This is a genomic window from Rugamonas rivuli (genome assembly GCF_009380165.1).
Classification (GTDB): Bacteria; Pseudomonadota; Gammaproteobacteria; order Burkholderiales; family Burkholderiaceae_D; genus Rugamonas; species Rugamonas rivuli.
This window is the reverse complement of the sequence record NZ_WHUF01000002.1, coordinates 87495-110383: the sequence shown is the minus strand read 5'-3', so window position 1 is coordinate 110383 and position 22889 is coordinate 87495. Positions and strand designations below refer to the sequence as shown.

22 protein-coding genes are annotated in these 22889 nt (G+C 63.1%); 3 read left to right on the top strand and 19 right to left on the bottom strand.

Going from position 1 to position 22889, the window contains the following annotated elements:
* Positions 1-3: 3 nt before the first annotated feature.
* The 4 genes from GEV01_RS05665 to GEV01_RS05650 all read right to left on the bottom strand — a co-directional run bounded on the left by GEV01_RS05665 (position 4) and on the right by GEV01_RS05650 (position 5639).
* The gene (locus tag GEV01_RS05665) at positions 4-723 is read right to left on the bottom strand and encodes an SCO family protein (RefSeq protein ID WP_152802507.1); all 720 of its coding nucleotides are present in this window, start codon (positions 721-723) and stop codon (positions 4-6) included.
* Positions 704-1990, bottom strand: coding sequence for a methanethiol oxidase (gene mtoX / locus GEV01_RS05660; protein ID WP_152802505.1), 1287 nt, complete (start codon positions 1988-1990; stop codon positions 704-706). The genes GEV01_RS05665 and mtoX overlap by 20 nt, the downstream gene beginning before the upstream one ends.
* Before the next feature lie 132 nt (positions 1991-2122).
* On the bottom strand, positions 2123-3292 hold the full coding sequence (locus GEV01_RS05655; RefSeq protein WP_152802503.1) for a hemin-degrading factor: 1170 nt from the start codon (positions 3290-3292) through the stop codon (positions 2123-2125).
* Between the two features lie 10 nt (positions 3293-3302).
* The gene (locus tag GEV01_RS05650) at positions 3303-5639 is read right to left on the bottom strand and encodes a TonB-dependent receptor domain-containing protein (RefSeq protein WP_152802501.1); all 2337 of its coding nucleotides are present in this window, start codon (positions 5637-5639) and stop codon (positions 3303-3305) included.
* A gap of 285 nt (positions 5640-5924) precedes the next feature.
* Here GEV01_RS05650 and GEV01_RS05645 point away from each other — a divergent pair, with 285 nt between their 5' ends.
* Positions 5925-7001, top strand: coding sequence for an extracellular catalytic domain type 2 short-chain-length polyhydroxyalkanoate depolymerase (locus GEV01_RS05645; RefSeq protein ID WP_152802499.1), 1077 nt, complete (start codon positions 5925-5927; stop codon positions 6999-7001).
* Between the two features lie 18 nt (positions 7002-7019).
* Positions 7020-7514, top strand: a complete 495-nt coding sequence (locus GEV01_RS05640; protein WP_152802497.1) for a hypothetical protein — start codon at positions 7020-7022, stop codon at positions 7512-7514.
* Here GEV01_RS05640 and GEV01_RS05635 read toward each other — a convergent pair.
* The 13 genes from GEV01_RS05635 to GEV01_RS05575 all read right to left on the bottom strand — a co-directional run bounded on the left by GEV01_RS05635 (position 7499) and on the right by GEV01_RS05575 (position 17720).
* Positions 7499-8029 carry a gamma carbonic anhydrase family protein gene (locus GEV01_RS05635; RefSeq protein WP_152802495.1) on the bottom strand — a complete coding sequence of 177 codons (531 nt, stop codon included), beginning with the start codon at positions 8027-8029 and terminating at the stop codon, positions 7499-7501. The two genes, GEV01_RS05640 and GEV01_RS05635, sit on opposite strands and share 16 nt — an antisense overlap.
* Before the next feature lie 5 nt (positions 8030-8034).
* A complete protein-coding gene (locus GEV01_RS05630) occupies positions 8035-8661 on the bottom strand; it encodes a glutathione S-transferase family protein (RefSeq protein WP_152802493.1) in 627 nt (208 codons plus the stop codon).
* Positions 8662-8675: 14 nt separating this feature from the next.
* On the bottom strand, positions 8676-9374 hold the full coding sequence (locus GEV01_RS05625) for an aspartate/glutamate racemase family protein (RefSeq protein WP_152802491.1): 699 nt from the start codon (positions 9372-9374) through the stop codon (positions 8676-8678).
* 77 nt (positions 9375-9451) lie between these two features.
* Positions 9452-9841: a VOC family protein gene (locus tag GEV01_RS05620; RefSeq protein WP_070357862.1), complete on the bottom strand. Its 390-nt coding sequence runs from the start codon at positions 9839-9841 to the stop codon at positions 9452-9454.
* Between the two features lie 57 nt (positions 9842-9898).
* Positions 9899-10210, bottom strand: coding sequence for a DUF4124 domain-containing protein (locus GEV01_RS05615; RefSeq protein WP_152802489.1), 312 nt, complete (start codon positions 10208-10210; stop codon positions 9899-9901).
* Between the two features lie 75 nt (positions 10211-10285).
* The gene (locus GEV01_RS05610; RefSeq protein WP_152802487.1) at positions 10286-11200 is read right to left on the bottom strand and encodes a L,D-transpeptidase family protein; all 915 of its coding nucleotides are present in this window, start codon (positions 11198-11200) and stop codon (positions 10286-10288) included.
* A 50-nt stretch (positions 11201-11250) separates the two neighbouring features.
* A complete protein-coding gene (locus GEV01_RS05605) occupies positions 11251-12207 on the bottom strand; it encodes an SRPBCC family protein (protein WP_235914255.1) in 957 nt (318 codons plus the stop codon).
* Complete coding sequence (locus GEV01_RS05600) at positions 12204-12593, bottom strand: VOC family protein (protein WP_328595445.1); 390 nt, start codon at positions 12591-12593, stop codon at positions 12204-12206. The genes GEV01_RS05605 and GEV01_RS05600 overlap by 4 nt, the downstream gene beginning before the upstream one ends.
* A 4-nt stretch (positions 12594-12597) precedes the next feature.
* On the bottom strand, positions 12598-13395 hold the full coding sequence (locus GEV01_RS05595) for a type 2 periplasmic-binding domain-containing protein (protein WP_152802484.1): 798 nt from the start codon (positions 13393-13395) through the stop codon (positions 12598-12600).
* Between the two features lie 8 nt (positions 13396-13403).
* Entirely contained in the window at positions 13404-13724 is a 321-nt protein-coding gene (gene ftsB / locus GEV01_RS05590) for a cell division protein FtsB (RefSeq protein WP_008451141.1), read from the bottom strand.
* Between the two features lie 43 nt (positions 13725-13767).
* On the bottom strand, positions 13768-15051 hold the full coding sequence (eno, locus tag GEV01_RS05585) for a phosphopyruvate hydratase (RefSeq protein ID WP_152802482.1): 1284 nt from the start codon (positions 15049-15051) through the stop codon (positions 13768-13770).
* 129 nt (positions 15052-15180) lie between these two features.
* Positions 15181-16035 carry a 3-deoxy-8-phosphooctulonate synthase gene (kdsA, locus tag GEV01_RS05580; RefSeq protein ID WP_152802480.1) on the bottom strand — a complete coding sequence of 285 codons (855 nt, stop codon included), beginning with the start codon at positions 16033-16035 and terminating at the stop codon, positions 15181-15183.
* Positions 16032-17720 carry a CTP synthase gene (locus tag GEV01_RS05575; protein ID WP_152802478.1) on the bottom strand — a complete coding sequence of 563 codons (1689 nt, stop codon included), beginning with the start codon at positions 17718-17720 and terminating at the stop codon, positions 16032-16034. Before GEV01_RS05575 ends, kdsA begins: the two co-directional genes overlap by 4 nt.
* Before the next feature lie 223 nt (positions 17721-17943).
* Between GEV01_RS05575 and GEV01_RS05570 the strand changes: the two genes are divergently transcribed.
* The gene (locus GEV01_RS05570; RefSeq protein ID WP_152803950.1) at positions 17944-18363 is read left to right on the top strand and encodes a PRC-barrel domain-containing protein; all 420 of its coding nucleotides are present in this window, start codon (positions 17944-17946) and stop codon (positions 18361-18363) included.
* Here the strand turns inward: GEV01_RS05570 and GEV01_RS05565 are convergent.
* Both GEV01_RS05565 and GEV01_RS05560 read right to left on the bottom strand, forming a co-directional pair.
* Positions 18360-21524: an error-prone DNA polymerase gene (locus GEV01_RS05565; RefSeq protein ID WP_152802476.1), complete on the bottom strand. Its 3165-nt coding sequence runs from the start codon at positions 21522-21524 to the stop codon at positions 18360-18362. The genes GEV01_RS05570 and GEV01_RS05565 overlap by 4 nt on opposite strands.
* A gap of 36 nt (positions 21525-21560) precedes the next feature.
* Positions 21561-22688, bottom strand: a complete 1128-nt coding sequence (locus GEV01_RS05560; protein ID WP_175022949.1) for a WD40 repeat domain-containing protein — start codon at positions 22686-22688, stop codon at positions 21561-21563.
* Between the last annotated feature and the right edge of the window lie 201 nt (positions 22689-22889).

Sequence of the window (22889 nt, the reverse complement as noted above, 5' to 3'; positions counted from 1 at the left end):
CCGCTAGTACCGCCGCCGGCCGTCCGCCGCCTGGGCGGTGTCCGTTTCAAGCAGCAGCGTCTGGATATCGCGGTAGATCAGCTCGGGCTGCAGGAAGGCCGGACTGTAGATCTCGCGCACCCGCCCCTGCCGGTCGAGCAGGAACAGCTTGACCTGGTGGTAGTACAGGCGCGTCGGCTTGCCCTGGGCGTCGAGCTGCACCGACGTGCTCTGCCCCAGATCGTCGAGGATGGGTTGCAGCTTCTCCACCGAGCGCGAGGTCAGGAAGTGCCAGCGCAAGGGCTGGCCGGCGCTGCCCAGCGCGCCGCCATAGAAACGCATCGCCTCCGGCGTGTCGTTGACGGGGTCGAAGGACACGCTGGCGAACTGCACCCGCCGCGCCAGCGCAGGCGTGTTGAGCAGACGCTCGCGCAAGCCGTGCAAGGTGGAGAACAGCGCCGGACACGCGGTCGGGTCGCTGCAATAGGTGTACATGAAATTGAGCAGCGTGACGCGGCCGGTGGTGTAGCGTTCCAGCGGCATGTCGCGGCCGTCGCTGTCGAGCACCGTGCCGCGCGGCCCCTGCTGGATCACAGGCAGGTGGTAGCTGCCGGCGGCGGGCACGATCAGCTGCGGCGGCACGGCCGCCTGGCGCTGCGCCGCACCGGCCAGCCGCGCGCCATCCGTTCCGCTCAACAGCAGCAGCGGCAGCAGCGCCCAGATGTCAGCGTATCGACGCCACATTGGGAGCCGGCTTCGCGCTGAACTTCATGTGGTGCGGACGCCCCAGCTTCTCCTTGTAGAAATCGATCTTCCACTGCTGGTTCAGCTCGCGGCCATCCCAGTGGTAGAGCTTGACGAAGTGGTCGTCATTGTCCAGGTCCCAGTGTTCAAGCAGGCTGGTGGTGATGTACAGGCGCTTGCCGTCCCAGCTCTGGCTGACCATGTTGACGTGCTTGCCGGTGACTTTTTCATACACCTGGCGCGGCGCTTCAGGATTGCTCAGGTCGAACAAGCGGGTCTTGCCGTCCATGAAGGTGTTGACCCACAGGCCCTTGCCATCGGCCGTGATCGACATGTCGACCGGCAGCGGCGTCTGGGCCGGGTCGCCGATCGCCCCGACATCGCGCGCCTGCCAGCGGCCGCTGGCGTCCGGCCGGACCAGCCACAGTTTGGACGTCAGCGCGGTGGCGGTGATCGCCCAGTTGTCGCCGGCGGCTTGCGACCAGCGCACTTCCAGCGGCGCTCCCGGGGTGCTGAAGATCTGCTGCGGCTTCATGGCCTTGAAGTCCCACAGCACCATGGTGTTGCCGAACTTCTGCATGGCCGCCGGATCCTTGATCAGCTTGCCCAGGTCGGTGCGGTAGTTGTTGTAGCCGGTGAAGCTGGAGGTCAGCATGGCGTTGCGGCCGGGATTGATCGCCAGGTCATAGCCATAGCCGTCGCCCTGCACGTCGCCGATCTTGTCGGTCGGGTTGGGATAGCGGGCCACCACGTCGCCCTTGTTGTTGTACACCGCCATGCCGGTGGCGCCGCCCATGTCGCGCGGGTTCGACAGGAAGCCGACCAGCATCCGCCCCGGCAGCGCGTAGAAGGTGTGCGGGCCGACGAAGCCGCTCTTGTCGACCACATCGTTGATGGTCTTCACCAGCTTGGGATGGGCCGGGTCGGTGCCGACGTCGAACACGAAGATCTTGCTGTCCTGCAGACGACCGGCCCACAGGTATTTGCGGTCTTCGGTGAAGCCGACGTGGTGGGCGTCGCCGCGCCCCGGCACCGACACCGAATGAATCACCTTGCCGTACTTCGGCGAGGCCGGGTTGACGTCGATCGTCACCAGCTTGTCCTGGCCATTGCCGACGCCCTGGATGCCCAGCGTCCAGACATGGACGTAGTCTTCCTGGCCCTTGATCAGGTTGGCCATGTAGGGCGAGTTGCAGGTTTCATCGGCGCCTGCGGGGCCGGCCAGCAATACGGAAAAGAGCACACTGACGACGGGCAGCAATTTCATTCCGGTCTCCATGCATTTTTATTAAGATATGCAATTTGACATCGTCCGATTGAAAAATCAACAGTTACTTTTCCGCTTGCGCGAAAAGCAACAGCTGGCTTTTCGCATGCAAGTTCCGTCTATTTTTACCGATCAGCGGCGATCGGCGCCGGCCTTAGGCAGCGCGGCCGTCATGTCGACCCAGCTTTGCGGCTGCGGCTTGTTGCGCTCGCGGACGCCGAAGAAGCTCACCACCAGCTCGCCGTTCTTGTCGAAGAATTCCACCGACGTCACGCCGGCGCGCTTGATCACGTAGCCGCTGTTGAAGGCGTTGTCGCGCAGGTGCAGATTGAACTCGGGGTCCAGTACGTTGAACCAGCCGGCCGCCTCCTGCACCTTGCTGACCTTGCCGCTGTAGATCTGGATCGCCGCCTCGTTGCCGAGGAAGGCCATGATCTCCAGCTTCTGCTTGGCCGATTCTTCCAGCAGTTGGCGCACCGCCAGCGGCGTCACGCGCTGCACGGAACTGGCCGGCGCCAGGCGCATCGCCTGTTCGCGCGACACGCCGAACTCACCCAGCAGGCGGTTGAATTGGTGCACATCGGTCAGCTCGTTCCACGCCATCTGGAATTCCTTGACGTCGATGGCGCTGTCCGGCTTCTCGGCCGTCTTGACTGGCGCCGCCGTCACTTTCAGGTCCGCGCTTTGCACCGGGTTGCGGAAGTCCGCCACCAGCTTGTCGAACACCGGCACGCCGGCCTCGCTCTTCACGTAGACCTTGTGCACGGCGTCGCCGTGCGCATCGAAGAATTGCAGGCTGCGCGACACCACGCCGTCCTTGCCCGGCTGTACGACGGCGAACGCATACTTCCAATTCTTGAAGGTGAAGCGCATGTCGATCTCGCCGCCCAGGTAGCCGCCGGCGATGTTGCGCATGCGGGCTTCGCGTTCCTTTTCCTTGTCGGCGTCGAGGCCGGTGATTTCTTCCTGCGGCTTGAGCCTGGTGGCGACGCCGGTGCGTTCCAGTACGCCGTTCTCGTTGCGCGTCAGCGCCATCACCGTGCCCAGGTCCAGCGCGCGGCGCATGATTTCTCGCGGCACGTTCTCGCCTTCCTGCAAACGGGTGACGGTCTTGCCGATGCCGATCGCCAGCAGGTCGGCTTCGGACACGTTCAAGGTCTTGGCGGCGTCGCGCGCTTGCAGACGTGGCTGGCTGGTGCGCAGCGCGTCGTAGCGTTCGGACAAGCTGGCGGCACTGGCTGGCAGATAGTTCAGCAACAGGGCGCCGGTCAGCGCCAGGGCAAAGCGGTGATGAGCTTTCATGGGTAACTCCTTAGTAGATCACTTTGAGGTTGACCGCGTAGTTGCGGCCCGGACGGACATAGCGTTCGATATCGGCCAGCGTGGCGGCGGTGGTGCCGGCAGGCAGGCTGCGCGCCGAAGCGTAGTCCCAGTACTTCTTGTCGCCGAGGTTGTAGACGCCGGCATTCAGGACCACGTGCTTGCCGATGTTCCAGTAGGCCGTGAAGTCCATCACGGTCGAACCTGGAACGCTGAAGCGCGCGGTGCTGTTATCGGAGATCACGTCGTCGGCGGCCTTCTTGCCGCGCACGGTGCTGACCGCGAAGGCCGCGCCGCCGCGCAGTGCCGGATCGTCATAGGCGAACACGGCGTTGGCCTTGTACGGCTGCACCGACGGCAGGTCGGCTTTCTTGCCGGTCGTGCGGTTTTCCGCCGTGCCCTGCGAGATGCCGCCGGCCAGCGCCACGCTGTAGCCCTTCATCGGCGCCAGCCACTGGCCCAGCTGGAAACGGCCGCTGACTTCGATGCCCCTGGTGTTGGCCTTGCCGACGTTCTCCGGACGGAACAGGCCGAAGGTGATGGTCGGATAGTTGACCGGGTCCAGCGGCTGCGCTGCGTACTCGATCATATTGCTGTAGCTGGTGTAGAACACCGAGGTGCTCAGCTCCACACCCGGCGTCGGCGTGCCTTTCAGGCCGATGTCGAAGGCGTTGCTGGTTTCCTTCTTCAGGTTCGGATTGCCCATCACGGCGTAGGCGTTGCCGGCGGCGGTGTAGGTGAACGAATCGTAGGTGCCGGTGCGCTCGGCCGCGGTCGGCAGGCGGGTGCCTCGGCTGTACTGCGCGTAGGCGCTGAAGCCCGGTGCCAGTTCGACCGACAGGTTCAGGCTGGGCGTGAAGAAGGAATCGGTTTCATCCTTGATTTCCTTGGCCGCGCTTGGCACGGCGATGAAATACGCTTCCAGGTTTTTCGGATGCAGCTTGCGCTGTTCGCCGCGCAAGCCGGGCGTCAGCGTGGCCTGGCGGCCCAGCATCGTGAAGCCGAACTCGCCGCGCAAATAGGCCGCCAGCTTGTCGGTGTCCATGTCGGCCATGCGGTTCTTCATGGTGATCTGGTGCGCGCCGGTCTTGATGACGGTGCGGTCTTCCTGCCATGGACGGCGGCTTTCCTGCTGCTCGTAGCTGATGCCGTAGCTCAGCAGGCTGTTCGCGTCCAGCTGCTTGGTGGCGTCCGTCGCCAGGCCCTTGCTGTTGTTGTAGAAGCCGGTCGTGATGTTGCGCAGGTAAGGCTGGTTGCCGGTGATGTAGCTGGCGCGGGTCAGGTCGACCACCGAGGCGTTCTGCGTGTAGGCGCGGGTGTCCAGCGTGTCGAACAGCAGGCCGGAGCCCGGCGTGTAGTGGTGCTCGATGCTGTAGCGGGTGCGCTCGGTGCGCGAGTTCTGCGTCGCGCCTTCGGGATACGACGGGCCCAGCTTGTTGGCGTAGACGCGGTCGTGCGTGGATTTGTAGTTGTCGACGGTGAAGCCCAGTTTCTGGTTGCCGCTCAGCGTCCAGTTCAGCTTGGCCAGTACGGCGTCGGAAGTCCAGTCGTCCGGATTGAGCGCGACATTGCCGCGGCTCTTGCCTTCGTCGCCGGCGCGGTGCACGCCGACGATCAGGCCCTTCAGGTTCTCGCTCAGCGTGGCCGCAGCAGTGACCGCGTGCACGCGGGCGCCACGGTCGGAAGTGTAGCCAACTTTGTAGTCGGCGTAGAGCTTGCGGGTGGTCAGGTACTCTTCCGGCGTCTTGGTGATGAACGATACCGAACCGCCGATGCCGGGCGTGCCGGCGCCGGCCGGGCTGGTGCCGGAACCGATGCGTATTTCGCGGAAGGTTTCGGGATCGAAGTAGTCGCGGCCGATGCCGAAGGAGTTGGTGGAGTTGCCGTCCGGCTTGGGTGCAGCGTCCGGCAGCGCGATGCCGTCCAGCTCCAGGCTGACGCGGTTGCCTTCGGCGCCACGGATGTTGATGCCGGTATTGCCGGCGCCGTCCCAGATATTGCCGGAGCCGCTGGCCGCCGTCGGCACGCTGACCAGCGGCGCGTAGCGGGCGATATTGGCCATGTCGATGGCGTTGTTCTGGCTGATCTGCTCGGCGCCGATGACGACGGTGGCGCCGCTGCGGGTGTTGCTGCTGTCGTCGCGTTTGGCCTTGACCAGGATCTCGCCGAGCGCGGCGGATGCGGCGGGTGCATCGGCGGTTTCAACAGCGTAGGCCGGCAGCAGCGCGGCGCCCAGCAAGGTCAGCAAAGCGGATCGCACCGCCAGTGTCACGGCGTGGGGAGACAAAGGCGCGGCCGTATGCCGGGCGCCCGAAATGATAGCGGCCATAGAGTTCCAAGAGTGAGGGTGACGGCTGGCTCTCGGACCTACGGCGATTGCTGGCAAAAATACATTCTAACAATAATGATTCTCATTTACAAGCGCGGGCGCTGTGAGATTCCGCGACTGCATTGCTAGATAAAAGTTAAACATTATTCTTCTTGCATCTTTCTATTCTTCGCGTATCTTGATAAAGCTCAAGAGTCCGCCGTGAGGCGCACGCAGAATACCGCTTCTACCCGGCCGGCAGCTACAGGCCAATTCCCCCGAAAAATTCATGACAGGAGGTCCACGATGGTTGCTAGTGCAGACGGGAAAATCGTTCAACTCGGATCGTATGCTGCGTCAAAGGGAAACAACTCCATCTCCGGCCTGTCGTCCGGCGCCTTCATGACCGTGCAGCTGCACCTGGCCCGTTCGGCCAGCTTTGCGGGCGCGGGCATCATCGCGGGCGGGCCGTTCCGCTGCGCCGAAACCTACCAGCCCAGCGGACTGGTGACGGCGGAAGATTCCCGCATCGAGAATTCCCTGTACATCTGCATGAACCCGCTGATCCCGCAAACCGGTCCCGACGCACAACGCCTGGTCGAGATGGCGCGCGACACAGCCAAGGCCGGCCTGATCGACGACATCGCCAACCTCGCCGACGACCGGCTCTACATCTTCACCGGCAGCGAAGATGACGTGGTCTATTCCGACGTCGTGGCGAAAACCCGCCAGTTCTACGAAATGCTGGGCGTGAAGCGCGACAACATCGTCTACCGCGACGACGTGCCCGCCGGCCACAGCATCATCACCGACAACCCGGAGGATTCGGATTTGCCGACCAACCAGCCGCCCTACATCAACAACGGCGGCTTCATGCAATCCCACGACATCCTGCGCCATATCTACGACGACCTGAAAGCGCCGGCCGCGCAGGCCAACGGCCAACTGCTGCGCTTCGACCAGACGGAGTTCCTGGGCGAGGATGCGCCGTGGGCCAGCATGAGCCGCTTCGGCTATGCCTACATTCCATCCAGAGTGCTGCAAGGCGCGGTGAAGGCGCCGCGCGTGCATATCGCGCTGCACGGCTGCAAGCAGGGCTACAACTACACCGACTACGTCAACGGCCGCGCGGACATCGCCAACCAGCCGCCGTACGGCAACCGCTACATCACGACGACGGGCTACAACCACATCGCCGAAAGCAACGACATCATCGTGCTCTATCCGCAGGCCGAGGGCACGGACAACGGCTCCATCCAGAATCCGGATGGCTGCTGGGATTGGTGGGGATACAGCAACAAGGACGCCGCGTCGCCGTACTATTCGCGCAACGCGGTGCAGATCAAGGCGATACACGCCATGCTCGACCGCCTGTGCGCTTGAGCGACCAAGGAGAATTCAATGAGCAAATTTCCCATCACGACCCGCGTGAACGCCCTCGACTCATCGGGCCTCGTCGCCGAATCCGCAGCCATCGCGTCGAATGCGATCGCACCGCTGGCGCATGCCATGACCGCGCAAAGGCTGGTGCAAAAAGACGCCGCGCACCTGATCAACAACAGCACCGTGTCGCTGGCGCTGGCAGCGCGGCTCTGGGATCCGGTCGTCTGGAGCGAGTGGACGCAGCTGCAGGCCGCCATCATGCAGCGCCTGCACGCGCAGAATGAGAACTGGCACAAAGGCTGCGCCATCCTGATCGAAGATTATGGACAGCTGCGGCAAGCCAACACCATGTCCAAGCTGGTGGAGAAGCAGAGCAACCTGATGTCGCAGTCGGCCGACCTGCTGACCAGCCAGGCCACCAACTTCGTGGCGCTGCTGGAAAACATCGACGTCGACTATGGCTATTGGGCCAGCCAGAAACTGCGGCCCGATGACTATCAAGCCGCCAGGTAGTTGTTCTTCACGCGGACATAGTGCTCCGCCGAATATTTCAGATAAGCGATTTCTTCGGCGGTCAGCGCCCTGACCTTCTGCGCCGGGCGGCCAACGTAGAGGTGGCCGCTTTCCAGCACCTTGCCCGGCGAAACCAGACTGCCCGCGCCGACCATCACCTGGTCCTGCACGACGACATCGTCCATGATGATGGAGCCCATGCCGATCAGGCACTCATTGCCGATGGTGCAGCCGTGCAGCAGCACCGAGTGGCCGATGGTCACGTAATCGCCGATGACCAGCGGCGAGCCGTCCGGCTTGGCGGCGTTCTTGTGCGAGACGTGGCCAATGGCGAAATCCTGCACATTGCTGCACTCGCCGATGACGATGCGGTTGACGTCGCCGCGCAGCACGGTATTGCACCAGACCGAGCTGTCGCGGCCGATGCGCACGTCGCCGATCACTTGCGCGGAGGCGTGCAGATAAATGTTTTCGCCCAGGACGGGGCTGGTGTTGAGATAACTGGAAATAGGCATGTCGTTTATGCGATGTAGGTGGTGTCGCCGTGCGGCGCGGCCTGGAAGGCAGGCAGTGCTTCGGCCTGGCGAGAGAATTCGGCTTGCAGCGGATAGCGGGATGCATCGACCACTTCCGGCAACATCTGCTGCATGAAGTGCCAGGTCACGGCCGTCATCACGCCGGCATGATCGAGCGCCGCCACCGACAGCGGATGCGCGCGCAGTTCGGCTTCCAGCGCATCGAAGGCCGACAGCATCTGCGCGGTGACGCGGTCCACCCACGGCTGGTGCAGCTTCTCGGCCGGACGCACCATGCGCTCGTACACCAGTTGCACGCCCTTGTCGCAGGCGGCCAGCGCCAGCCCCAGCGCGCGCAGCGAGCGCATCAGTTCGGTCGGCATCGACGGCGTCAGACGGCTGGCGGGCATGGCCAGCGCTTCCGCGTACTGCACGATCAGCGTCGAGTCCATCAGCACGGTGCCGTCGTCGGCCACCAGGGTCGGCGCCTTGACCACCGGATTGATCTGGCGGAATTGCTCGTAGGTGCTGAACACCGACAGCGATTGATGTTCGAAGCGCACACCCATCAACTGCAGCGTGACGGCTACGCGGCGCACGTAAGGCGAATCCAGCATACCGATTAATTTCATGTTTTCTCCAATAGTTAAACCTGGGCCAGCGCCCACTCGGCGGCCTTGCGCGCGTGGATGGCGGTGGTGTCGAACAGCGGCACGGCGGCGTCCCGCTGCGCGACCAGCAGCGAGATTTCGGTACAACCCAGAATGATAGCCTGCGCGCCCTGCTCCACCAAGCCGGCGATGATGCGCCGGTACTCGTCGCGCGAACTGTCGACGATGCGGCCCAGACACAGTTCTTCGTAGATGATGCGGTGGACGATGTCGCGGTCGTGCTGCTCCGGCACCACCACGTCGAGGCCGTGGCGCTCGCGCAGGCGGTCCTTGTAGAACGCCTGCTCCATCGTGAAGCGCGTGCCCAGCAGGCCGATCTTGTGCAGGCCGGCGTGCTTGATTTCAGCGGCGGTCGGGTCGGCGATGTGGAACAGCGGGATGTCCACAGCCGCCTCGATGGCGGGCGCCACCTTGTGCATGGTGTTGGTGCACAAGACCAGGAAATCCGCGCCGGCCGCGCGCAGCGAACGCGCCGCATCGGCCAGCACGGCGCCGGCCGCGTCCCAGTCGCCGGCGTGTTGCAGGCGTTCGATTTCGTGGAAGTCCACGCTGTACAGCACCACCTTGGCCGAGTGCAGACCGCCCAGGTGCTGCTTCACCGTCTCGTTGATCTGGCGGTAGTAAGGTACCGTCGATTCCCAGCTCATGCCGCCTATCAGGCCTATTGTTTTCAACCGCGCTCCCTCCGCAAAACCGGCCTCGCGACACGCGGGCCCGGCCCGCAAGCATACACGCCGCCGGGTATTTTTGCTCAGGCCTCGGGACGGGCGTAGCTGACGGTCAGGATTTCCCACTGGTGGCCATCGGGCTGGTTCCAGTAGACGATGCTGCCGCCGTTGTAGCTGCCGACCTGGTTGTCGTTATCCGCAAACACCGAGCTGCGATAAGGGATGCCGGCGGCCTTGATGCGGCCGAGGATGGCGTCGAAGTCCGCCTGCTCCACGCGGAAGCAATAGTGCTGTAGCGGGATGGGTTCGGGCCACTGGTCGAAGTCGATGGTCAGGCTGTCGCTGACGAACACCGGCGCGAAGGGGCCGACGCCGGTGGCCGACCAGGGCACGCCCAGCAGTTCCGCCAGCTGCTTTGCCGCCGCGATCTTGTCGCGCACGGGTATCAACAAATGATCAAGATGGATAGTCATGAACACCTCCTGTGCCGCCATTGTAAAACAGGCTGGCGGCGAGGGGCGCGAATATCGTCAGGTCTGGCGTTCTGCGGCGGGTGCAGGCGCGGCCGGCTTGCGCGGACGATAGTTGGGCGCCAGCAGCTTGTATTGCAGGCGTTGCCTGAACTCGGCGTCGCGCTGCTGCCAGGTCGGGCCATGGGCTTGCGGCGCCGGCAGCACGGTCGGCTGGCCGTTCATCTTCAACTCGGCGACGGGCAAGTCGCCGGCATCGTCCTTGTTGTCGGTGTAGTGGATGCGGCCTTGGGCGTCGGCCCATTTGTAGACTTGCGCGTGGCCGGCGGCGCTGGCGCAGAGCAAGGTGATGGTCAGTAGTAAGCGGGGCATGGTGGATTGTTCTCATGAAGAATCGACGGCCCGATTGTACAAAAAATTTCTTATTGGAAATCTATTGAAATGTCACTACTCTTGCAATAACACCACCGCACCGCGCGCGATGGAGCGGACCACGGTCATCACGTCCCAGTTGGTGAGGCGGATGCAGCCGTGCGACTGGGTCTTGCCGATCTTGCCCGGTTCGGGCGTGCCGTGGATGCCGTAGTGTTCCTTGCTCAGTTCTATCCACGCGACGCCGACCGGGTTGTTGGGGCCGGCCGCCAGGCGAGCCTTGGCATCGCCCGCCTTGGCGTCCCAGAACAGCTTGGGGTTGTAGCGGTATTCGGGATCGGTGGCGACGCCGCGCACCTGCCAGCGGCCTTCGGGCAGCGGGTCGTGCTTGCTGCCTGTGCTGGCGGGGAACTGCGCGAACGGCATGCCGCCCGCGTCGAGCAGGGTCAGCGTGCCGTCCTTCGCATCGACCAGGATGGAGCTGGCTTTCGGCAGCGGTTTGGCGGCGGCCACGTTGGGCACGGTGATGCGGGTACCGGCGCGGCTCAGCGACTTGCCGGGGTTGAGGCGGCGCAGCAGATCGGGGCTGCAATGGAAGCGTTCGCCCAGCGCTTCGGCCAGGCTGGCATAGCCCAGCGCGGGCAGCTTGGACTTGGCCATCATGCCGGCCGGGATGGGCGTGTAGGGACCGGCAATGTCTTGCGCGGTGATGGTGTAAGTGTCCAGCACGGGCGCCTGGTCGCGCTCCAGCTCGATCCATGTGGCAGCATCGACCACGCCTGTCAGCGGCAACTGATGCAGCTTCTGGAAGCCGAGTATGGCCTGGCGCATATTGCTGCCGTAGGCGGCGTCCATTTCGCCGGTGGAAAAATGTGCGCGGTCCAGCAGCACTTGTGCGCGCAGCACTTCCGGGCCGTGCGCCTTCGGGCCGACGGTGGCTGCGCCGGCCGTGCCAGCCACCAGCAATGCGACAAAAAATAAGACTCTCAAGCCAGACTCGAATAACGTAATGGGCGCTTATTCTAGCTTAAGCCTGTGCGTTAGGCCTGTTCGCTGCGGCGCTGGTAGAAGCGCAGAATGGCGCGCGCCGAATCGTCGACCAGCACCCTGCCCCACCAGGCGGCGTACCAGTTGAAGTTGGTGCTGACGCGGTAGTTGACGACGATGTCGAGCCGGGTGCCGCCAGCCTCCGGCGTGAGGCGGTAGGAGGTGTCGACCAGGTCGAAATAGCGGCCGCCGATCAGCACGTGATCGTCCAGCGCGCCGGGCGGGAACGACTCCGGCTTGAAATCGTAGGTCCATTGGATGTAGCGGTTTTCTTCCCACGCCGTGATCGGTTCGTCGAAGTGCACATCCTTGGCCCAGCGCAGCTTGCGCACGCGGCCGCCGGCCACCGGCTGGGTGACGGCTTCGATCGGATACGGCAAGCCTATCGCGTAGGCCAGGCCGCCGCGCATCTCGGCCGGCTGGATGTCGACCGCGTGATTGATCAGCCCCCACACCACCTCCGGCTTGGCGGCGATGTGGACCGACTCGGTCGAGCGGCTGAGCTGCTGCGGCAACTGCACATGCGTTTCCGCGTAACCGGTCAGCAGCGGCAGCATCAGCAAGGCGTTCATGGCGCCAGTCTTGATCCGGTTGAGCTTGCCGAGCATCATGCCGATCACGCCGCCCAGCGAGGAGAACAGCATGAAGATCGGGAAAGCCAGGGCGATGCAGATCGATCCCTCGATCAGCAGCAGCGCCGTGCCGGCCACGAAGGCGAACAGCGGCGCCCACGGCGCGACGATGGCAAAGCTGGCCGACGGCGATTGCCCGCGCGCGGAATAGACCGTGTAGATGCCGATCAGCAGCGGCACCAGGACGACGAAGGAACCGAGCATGGGCCCGCTTGCGGCCTCTTGTCCAAACGGTTGCAGCGGCGGGAAATAGGCGAACAGCAATCGCATCAGCAAACCGTAGCCGGCGCCGATGGCGAAGATGGTGCGTTTTTTCATAGTTGTTGTGCGACTTCCCAGCTGTGGCCCGCGGGGTCGACGAAGTTAGCGGTACGCATGCCCCAGGGGCGGTTGACCGGGCCTGCCAGGATGGTGACACCGCGCTGCCGCAGCTGTGCGCAGACCGCATCCACATCCGGCACCCAGATGCTGATCTGGAAGCGCGAACCGGCATCGCGCGGCGCCACCACGCCGGGCTCGATGATCACCGGCGCGCTGCCCACGTGCAGCAGGTTGACGATCAGCTTGTCGAACTTGAGCGCGGCCGATACCTCGTCCTCATACACCACCGGCACGCCGAACACATCGAGATAAAACGCCTTGGCCGCCGCCACGTCTTCGACGAACAGGCTGATGGCGCTGAGTTGGTGCAAAGGATTGCTCACGGCTTCACTCCTGCTTGCGGTATTTTTGCATGACGTCGCCGAGACGGCCGCGGTGCGAGTCCAGCCAGCTCCACAGCGCTTCGACCTGGTCATGATGGGCGCGGTAGTAGCCGGCGTTGAACGCCAGCCACAGCCGCGTGTTGATCAAGGGTTGCGGCAACTGCACCACCACGCCGCGATAGCGTTTCAGCGTCACGGCCAGATGCTCGGGCTTGACGAGGTTGACCACCACGCCGTCCACCCTGCCCAGCTTGAGCTTCTCGATATTGCGCTCCAGGTCGCGGGCGCCGTCGTCGATGGTCAGGCCGGCTTCGCGCAGGCGCGCGTTGTAGGCATTGCCTTGCGGCGAACCGAGCACCTTGCCTCGGAAGTAGTCATTGGGATTGGCAGCGGCCGGGATCTTGTCCTTCACGCGCACCAGCACCACCAGCGTATTGTGCAGCGCGCGGTTGCGGTCGATATTGCCCTCTTTGTCGCGTGGCAGCGCGATCTCGGCGGAATAGCTGGGCTGCTCGGCCAGCGGCGTCATGTCGATGTCGCCCGCCTCCAGCGCCACCTTCAAGCGCGCCACCGGCAGCCGCACCAGCGTCGGCAGGCAGTTGAAGCCGGAACCCATGACCGCGTTGCGTATCAGGTCGACCGCCGCGCCGGGCGGCTCGGGCACCTGCTCGCCCTCGCCCATCCAGTAGGGCGGCCGGTTCTGGTCCATATAGCCGACCCGCAGCGGCGTGCAAACGCCTGCACTCTGTGCCAGCGGAGCAAGCGTGGCCAACATCAGCAGTATGCCAGCGCGGATTGCCATGAAGGGGCTCAGTTGTCGGAAGGTTTGGGCGCCAGCGGCGGCAGCGCAGCGGCCTGGCCCTTGCCGACGATCTGGATGAAGATTTCGTTTTGCTTGATCATGCTGAGCTCGTAGCGAGCACGCTCCTCCACTGCGCCGGTGCCGTCCTTGAGGTCGCGCACTTCGGAGTCGAGCTTGGCGTTGCGGGCGATCAGTTCCGCGTTTTTCTTGTGGGCCGTGTCGACCTGGGCCTCGAAGTCTTTCACGCGCAGCCACCCGCCCTTCCCCAGCCAGAGCGGGTACTGTATCAACAGCAGCAGGGCTGCCAGTGCGAGGGTGATCAGACGCATGGAGTGAACAGCGGCCGGAAGTGATCCGGCCGCGCTTGCTTAATTACTTCAGATTATAGAACGCGTCGCGGCCTGGGTAGGAAGCGATATCGCCCAGATCTTCTTCGATACGCAGCAGCTGGTTGTACTTGGCCATGCGGTCCGAACGCGACATCGAGCCGGTCTTGATCTGCAGGGCGTTCAGGCCAACGGCGATATCGGCGATGGTCGAATCTTCGGTTTCGCCCGAACGGTGCGAGATCACGGCGGTGTAGCCGGCGCGCTTGGCCATTTCGATGGCGGCGAAGGTTTCGGTCAGGGTGCCGATCTGGTTAATCTTGATCAGGATCGAGTTGGCGATGCCTTTAGCGATGCCTTCTTTCAGGATCTTGGTGTTGGTGACGTACAGATCGTCGCCCACCAGCTGGATCTTCTTGCCCAACTCCTTGGTCAGGATCGCCCAGCCGTCCCAGTCGCCTTCGTGCATCGCGTCTTCGATCGAGATGATCGGGTACTTGTCGCACCAGGTCGCCAGCAGGTTGGTGAACTCGGTGGCGGTCAGGCTCAGGCCTTCGCCTTCCAGCTCGTACTTGCCGTCCTTGTAGAACTCGGAAGCAGCGCAGTCCAGGCCGATGGCGATCTGGGTGCCTGGCTCGTAGCCGGCTTCTTCGATCGCCTGGATGATCAGCTTGATCGCTTCTTCATGGTTGGACAGCGATGGCGCGAAACCGCCTTCGTCGCCCACGGCGGTGCTCAGACCCTTCTTGTGCAGGATCTTTTTCAGCGTGTGGAACACTTCGGCGCCGTAGCGGACCGCTTCTTTGAAGGAAGGTGCGCCGACTGGAATGATCATGAATTCCTGGATGTCCAGGTTGTTGTCGGCGTGCGCGCCGCCGTTGATCACGTTCATCATCGGCACTGGCAGTTGCATCGCGCCCGAACCGCCGAAGTAGCGGTACAGCGGCAGGCCGGCTTCTTCAGCGGCGGCCTTGGCGACAGCCATCGACACGGCCAGCATGGCGTTGGCGCCCAGGCGTGCCTTGTTTTCGGTGCCGTCCAGGTCGATCAGAGTGCGGTCCAGGAAAGCTTGTTCATTGGCGTCCAGGCCCATGATGGCTTCCGAGATTTCGGTGTTGATGTTCTCGCAGGCTTGCAGCACGCCCTTGCCGAAGTAACGCTTCGGATCGCCGTCGCGCAGCTCGATCGCTTCGCGCGAACCGGTCGATGCGCCCGACGGTACGGCAGCGCGGCCCATGACGCCGGATTCCAGCAGCACGTCGCATTCGACGGTAGGATTGCCGCGCGAGTCGATGATTTCACGGCCGATAATGTCAACAATAGCACTCATGTCATTCTCCAAAGTTAGGCGATGCGAAGTCGCTACGCGTTCTGATGCGCGTTGCGGACGAAATAACGGGAATTGTACCCGGCGCCGGAGGGCCGATCATACGAAAACCCGTACGCCAGGTATGCTGCATTAGTTGAAGCTGTTTTCCAGGAAGCCAGCTTTTTTGGTGATGCGGTCCAGCTCGATCAGCGTGGACAGCAACTCCTTCATGCGACCCAGCGGTACGGCGTTCGGGCCGTCCGACAGGGCTTCTGCAGGGTTGGGATGCGTTTCCATGAACAAGCCGGCCACGCCGACCGCCACGGCCGCGCGCGACAGCACCGGCACCATTTCACGCATGCCACCGGACGACGTGCCATTACCGCCTGGCAGTTGCACCGAGTGGGTCGCATCGAACACCACAGGGCAGTTCGATTCGCGCATGATGGCCAGCGAACGCATGTCCGAGACCAGGTTGTTGTAGCCGAAGGAGGCGCCGCGCTCGCAGGCCATGAAGTTGTCTTCGTTCAGGCCCTTGGTCTTGGCGGCCAGGCGGGCTTTGTCGATGACGTTCTTCATGTCGTGCGGGGCGAGGAACTGGCCCTTCTTGATGTTGACCGGCAGGCCGGACTCGGCGCAGGCGACGATGAAGTCGGTCTGGCGGCAGAGGAAGGCCGGGGTTTGCAGCACGTCGACCACCGCCGACACTTCGGCGATTTCGTCGATCGAGTGCACGTCGGTCAGCACCGGCACGCCCAGTTCGCGCTTGACGTCGCCCAGGATCTCCAGGCCCTTGTCGCGGCCCGGACCACGGTACGAGGTACCGGAGGAACGATTGGCCTTGTCGAACGAGGACTTGTAGATGAACGGGATGCCCAGCGCGGCCGTCATTTCCTTCAGCGCGCCGGCGGTGTCGAACGCCATCTGGCGCGATTCGATCACGCAGGTGCCGGCGATCAGGAAGAACGGCTGGTCGAGGCCAACGTCAAATCCGCACAGTTTCATGCTGCATCTCCTTGCAGTGCATCGGTCACAGCGTGCAGGCGGTTGCCGCCGGCGGCCTTGTGGGCCAGTGCTGCCTTGATGTAGGACGTGAACAGCGGATGGCCGTCACGCGGGGTCGATTTGAATTCTGGGTGGTACTGCACGCCCATGTACCAAGGGTGCGAGTTTTCGCCGGTACGCGGCAGTTCCATGATTTCGCACAGGTCTTCGGTCGGGGTACGCGCCGCGACCACCAGGCCGGCCGCTTCAACGCGCGGCAGGTAGTGGTTGTTGGCTTCGTAGCGGTGACGGTGACGCTCGGTGACGACCGCGCCGTAGATTTCCGAAGCCAGCGTGCCCGGCTTGATGGCGCAGGTCTGCGCGCCCAGGCGCATGGTGCCGCCCAGGTCGGAGTTCTCGTCGCGCTTCTCGACCTTGCCGTCCTGGCCTTGCCACTCGTCGATCAGGGCGACCACAGGCTGTGCGGTGTCCAGGTCGAACTCGGTGGAGTTGGCGGTGGTCAGGCCGGCCTTGTGGCGGGCGTATTCGATCAGCGCCACCTGCATGCCGAGGCAGATGCCCAGGTAAGGGATCTTGTTTTCACGGGCGAACTGGGCGGCCATGATCTTGCCTTCCACGCCGCGCTTGCCGAAGCCGCCCGGTACCAGGATGGCGTCGTACTTGCCCAGCGCGGCGCAGCCGGTGGTTTCGATCTCTTCCGAGTCGATGTACTCGATGTTGACCTTGGATTCGTTGTGGATGCCGGCGTGGCGCAGCGCTTCGGTCAGCGACTTGTACGACTCGGTCAGTTCCACATACTTGCCGACCATGCCGATCGACACTTCGCTCTTCGGATGCTCCAGCGTGTAGATCAAACGGCTCCAGACCGACAGGTCGGCAGGGGCCGGGTTCAGGTCCAGCGCTTCGCAGATGATCGCGTCCAGGCCCTGGTCGTGCAGCATCTGCGGCACTTTGTAGATGGTGTCGACGTCCCACACGGAAATGACGGCCTGCTCTTCGATGTTCGAGAACAGCGAGATCTTGGCGCGTTCGTCTTCCGGGATGGCGCGGTCGGCGCGGCACAGCAGTGCGTTCGGCGAGATGCCGATTTCACGCAGCTTCTGCACCGAGTGCTGGGTAGGCTTGGTCTTCAACTCGCCGGCGGAGGCGATGAACGGCACCAGCGTCAGGTGGACGAAGGCGGTGTTCTTGCGGCCAGCGCGCAGGCTCAGCTGACGTGCGGCTTCCAGGAACGGCAGCGATTCGATATCGCCCACGGTACCGCCGATTTCGCACAGGGCCACGTCGTAGCCTTCGGCGCCGCGACGGATGTAGTCCTGGATTTCGTTGGTGATGTGAGGGATGACCTGCACGGTCTTGCCCAGGTACTCGCCGCGGCGTTCCTTGCGGATCACCGATTCGTAGATCTGGCCGGTGGTGAAGTTGTTCACCTTTTTCATGCGGGTGGAGATGAAGCGCTCGTAGTGGCCGAGGTCGAGGTCGGTTTCGGCCCCGTCGTCGGTGACGAATACTTCACCGTGCTGCATAGGGCTCATCGTGCCAGGATCGACGTTGATGTACGGGTCGAGCTTGAGCATGGTGACTTTGAGGCCGCGCGATTCGAGGATCGCGGCGAGAGAGGCGGCGGCAATCCCTTTACCAAGGGAAGACACGACGCCGCCAGTGACGAAGACAAATTTGGTCATTGCAGATGGTGCCGAACGGCACGTGCGGGAAATTGAAATTATACCCTAAAACGTCCGATTCTTCACCTTCCTGCCCGGAAAAATCCTCAACCGGGCGGGAAACGCCTATGAGGGAAAGTGCAAAAATAGCCAGCTTGCCTATCCGTCAGCACGGTGTTTCACCGTACAGACCGCCGTCCGTGGGCAGGCAAAAATGACAACTCAATCAAACAGGGAGGTCATGATGAACTACGAAGAACTCGATGCCTTGGGCATGTATGTGGACAACGGCCATAAAGGCCCCGGTCCGGAACTGATGGGCGCCGACACGCTGATCGGCAACCATGTGCACAATCTGAAGGACGAGCACCTGGGCGAGATCAAGGAAATCATGCTCGACATGCGCACCGGCAACATCGCCTATGCGGTGATGTCGTACGGCGGCGTGTTCACGCTCGGCGAAAAACTGTTCGCCGTGCCTTGGGAGGCGCTGACGCTGGACACCATCAACAAGCGCTTCACGCTGAACCTGGAGAAGGAGCGCATCGAAAACGCGCCCGGCTTCGACAGCGACCACTGGCCGAACATGGCCAACCAGACCTGGGCCAGCCAGATCCACACCTACTACGCCACCGGCAGCCAGCACGACGCGCAGCGGCGCTAGCAGAAATCCCGGCTGATGGTCGGCAGCCGTCCCAGCAGGTGGGACATGTCGACCAGCCGCTTGGCGACCAGGTGGCGCACCACGCCCTCCTGCTGCCAGACGCCATACACACCCAGCAGCGGCGCGCTCAATACCTCGCGCCGCTGCTGCTCGACCAGCGTCGGCCAGATGATGACGTTGACGTTGCCGGTCTCGTCCTCGATGGTGATGAACAGCACGCCCTTGGCCGTGCCGGGGCGCTGTCGCACCGTCACCATGCCGCAGGCGCGCGCCAGCATGCCGTTGGTGTAGGTGTTGAGCGTGGCGGCCGGCAGGAAGCGGTGCTCCAGCAGCCTGGCGCGCAGCAGCGCCAGCGGATGGCGGCCCAGCGTCAGGCCGTGCGAGCGGTAATCGCCCAGGATTTCCTCGCCTTCCGTCGGCGGTTTCAGCACGGGAATGTCTTCGTCCGGCATGGTCGGGCGCAGCAGATCCTTGTCCGGCACGGCGCCGACCGCCTGCCACAAGGCTTGCCTGCGGTTGCCCGACAGCTGCTGCAGGGCGTTGCCGGCGGCCAGCACTTGCAGGTCGTGGCGCTCCAGGTCCGCGCGCCGCGCCATGTCGGCCACGCTGGCGTAGGGGCGCTCGGCCCGCGCCTGCTCGATGCGCGCGGCCGCTTCGGCGCGCATGCCCTTCAGCAGCGACAGGCCCAGGCGCACCGCCGGCTGGCTGCGCTTGCCTACACGTTCTTCCAGTGAGGTATCCCAGCCGCTGATGGTGACGTCGATCTCGCGTACCTGCACGCCGTGGCGTTTGGCGTCCTGTACCAGTTGCGACGGGGTGTAGAAACCCATAGGCTGGCTGTTCAACAGCGCGCACAGAAAGGCGGCCGGCTCGTGGCACTTGAGCCAGGAACTGGCATAGGTCAGCAGCGCGAAGCTGGCGGCGTGCGATTCGGGGAAGCCATATTCGCCGAAGCCTTTGATCTGTTCGCAGATGGCCGCCGCGAACGCCTCCTCGTAACCGCGCTGCCTCATGCCATCCATAATTTTTTGCTGGTACTTATCGACGCCGCCCTTGCGCTTCCAGGCGGCCATTGCCCGCCGCAACTGGTCGGCCTCACCCTCGGTGAAGCCGGCGGCAATGATGGCGACCTGCATGACCTGTTCCTGAAAGATCGGCACGCCGAGCGTGCGCTTCAGCGCCTCGTCCAGCCCCGGCGGAGAATCGATCAGCTTGGGGTGCATGCGCCGCTGCAGATACGGATGCACCATGCCGCCCTGTATCGGCCCCGGCCGCACGATCGCCACTTCGATCACCAGATCGTAAAACTTCCGGGGACGCAGGCGCGGCAGCATGCTCATCTGCGCGCGCGATTCGATCTGGAACACGCCGATGGTGTCGGCCTCGCACATCATGTCATAGGTGGCGGGGTCTTCCTTGGGAATGTCCTGCATGCGGAACGGCTCGCCGCGTTGCGCGCCCACCAGGTCCAGCGCGCGCCGCAGCGCCGACAACATGCCCAGCGCCAGCACATCCACTTTCATCAGGCCCAGTTCTTCCAGATCGTCCTTGTCCCATTGAATGACGCAGCGTCCTTCCATCGTGGCGGCCTCGATCGGCACCAGCCGCGACAGCTTGTCGTGCGAGATGACGAAGCCGCCCGGATGCTGCGACAGATGGCGCGGGAAGCCCAGCAGGCTGATCGCCAGCGCGGCCCATTGCTGCGCCAGTTGCGACTCCGGGTCCAGTCCGCACTCGGCCAGCCGGCCCAGCAGGTCGTTGCGGCTGTCGAACCAGTGGTGCGCCTTGGCCACCTTCTCGACGATGGCCAGGTCCACGCCCAGCGCCTTGCCGCTGTCGCGCAATGCGCTCTTCGGACGGTAGCTGATGACCACGGCCGCCAGCGCGGCACGGTCCGCGCCGTATTTTTTGTAGATGTACTGGATCACCTCCTCGCGCCGCTGGTGCTCGAAGTCGACATCGATATCGGGCGGCTCGTTGCGCTCCCTGGAGATGAAGCGCCCGGTCAGCATATTGCTGCGTTCGGGATCGACCTCGGTCACGCCGAGGCAATAGCAGACCACCGAGTTGGCCGCCGATCCCCTGCCCTGGCACAGGATGCCCTGCGAGCGGGCGAAACGGACGATATCGTAGACCGTCAGGAAGTAAGGCTCGTACTCCAGCTCGGCAATCAGTTCCAGCTCCTTCTCGATCTGGCCGCGCACCTTGACGGACAGGCCCGCCGGAAAGCGCCCCTGCGCGCCGGCATATACTTCCTGCCGCAGATAGCTGGCCGGCGTCTGGCCTTGCGGCACCAGCTCACGCGGGTATTCGTAGCGCAGCTGGTTGAGGTTGAAGCTGCACTGCCGCATGATGCTCAACGTTTCCGCCAGAGCCTGCGGCGGATACAGGTTCGCCAGCCGCAACCGCGAGCGCAGATGCTGTTCGGCGTTCTGCGCCAGCGCATAGCCGCACTCCCCCACAGGCTTGCCGACGCGCACCGCGCACAGGGTGTCATGCAAGGGCTTGCGCGAGCGCACATGCATGCAGACCTGCCCGACCGCCACCACCCGCATGCCGTGCTGCAAAGCCACCTCGTCGATGCTGAGGCGGTGCGCCTCGTCGAAGGCACGCTGCAACAGGCTCAGCCCCATCCAGCTGCGGCCGGGGAAGTTGGCCTCCATCCACGCCGCCTGCGCGTGCAGACGGTCGACATCGTCCGGCTGGAAGGCCGGGTAATGCGGCAGCAAGATCATCAGGCAGCCTGGCAAGCCCTTCAGGTGTGCATGAGTGGGCGGCGGTGCGGCCAGGTCGGCCGGCGTGAGCAGATAGCTGCCCTTGGCGACGCGGTTGCGCCCTATCGTGATGAGCTCGCAGAGATTGCCGTAGCCTTCGCGGTCCTGCGCCAGGGCGATCAGCGACAGGGCCGGGCTGCCGTCCGGGTTCTTCAGGTGGAAATGGCTACCGATCAGCAGCGGCAGCCCGGCAGCCTTGGCCTGGGCGTGAGCGCGCACTACGCCGGCCAGCGAGCATTCGTCGGTAATCGCCAGGCCGGCATAATCCAGCTGCACGGCGCGCGCGACCAGTTCCTCGGCGCTGGACGCGCCCTGAAGGAAGGAAAAATTAGTCAGGCAGAACAGCTCGGCATAAGCCGGCAAACCCTGCACAGAGGATGTACTCATGATTTTATACTGTGTTTTTATACAGTATAATACACCCTACTCTCCATTCAAGAGGAAGATTGAGATACCTTTTTTGCCGCCAAAAGCCAAAAACTGCCCGTTCTCACTGCTTGCGATTTCCTCCTTCCCGCCTGGAAAGCTCGCGACTTGCCTGGATAAAGCCAGGTCGATGATGCTATTGGACGCCTTATGACGGCCATCCCAACTATCGACATCCTTAATGAATAAAAACCGCCCGTCCGCCGAACATGCCTGGCCACCTACCATCGCAACGGAATTCGACTTGACCTGCTGGTCCGAATAAAACTGCTTGATGTCGAACGTGCGTCCATCCAGAATTTTGTTGACGCTCAATGTGACGCTGTTGGAACCGAAGCAGGAAATCCCTAGCATTAAGTCAGCGGATATATCCCACTCTATCCCCTTGGCGGTTTTCCTTGCGCGGGCCGGGAACCAAAGCGACTTGATGAACTGCTGGCTTTGGGGATCGAATAGAAGTAGTGCTACGTCAGGACCTACGTCAGGACCGCGGCCGATCTGGTGCCCGGCGATAGTCTTCCCCATCGATTTTCGCGTTACGCCTACGCTCATGACGAGATGATCGTCTGAGGTCCATGCAATCGTTCCAATCGACAGACCATCCGCGTATATTTTTTTGTCGGACCAGGTTTTCGTATCATAAACATGAAGATACGAAGGCGTACCCAGTACGTTCTCCACCGTGGCAAGTTGAGTGCGGTCTTGATTGAATATGGCCTGCCAGCCGACCACTGGCGCATCTGCAAGCCGTTCTCCAGACAGCGCATTCCATCGATAGTATGAGCCAAGAAAAACCACCTGGTTATCAAGCCACTGCACCCTGTCGTTCTGAGACATCCCCAGGTATTCCGGAGAACGCAGGGTGGATATTTTTTTCCCGGTGAGCACCTCGACAATCACCAGCTCCGTTGTCCCCAGCACCGGATCAAGCTTCACGGCCACGTACTGGGAGTCAGGGCTGAATGCCAGTTGGCGAATAATCGCCTGATGCCAAAAAGTTGAAAGGTTGACTTCATGGAAGAGCTGAAGTTTAGGCGGGCGACGCACGCCGCGAGCAGGATTGCCCTGGCCAAAGGCGCAGGCCATGACGAGGCCTGAAAGAACGAGAGCAAGCGCACGTTTCATCATTCCGCTCCTTGGATGGCCGATGTGGTTGGGATCGGGACCATAGTACATATTTTCCGCAAAGCAAAATCATTAAAATGTCACCAGCGGCCTAGTGCAATAGGCAACGCCAGCGAATTTATTGGCTAAAACTATGGCCCTACGTAGGACTACGCAGGGCCGGCGCGACAAAAACAACAGTAAATAAAGTTTGGCTGCAAA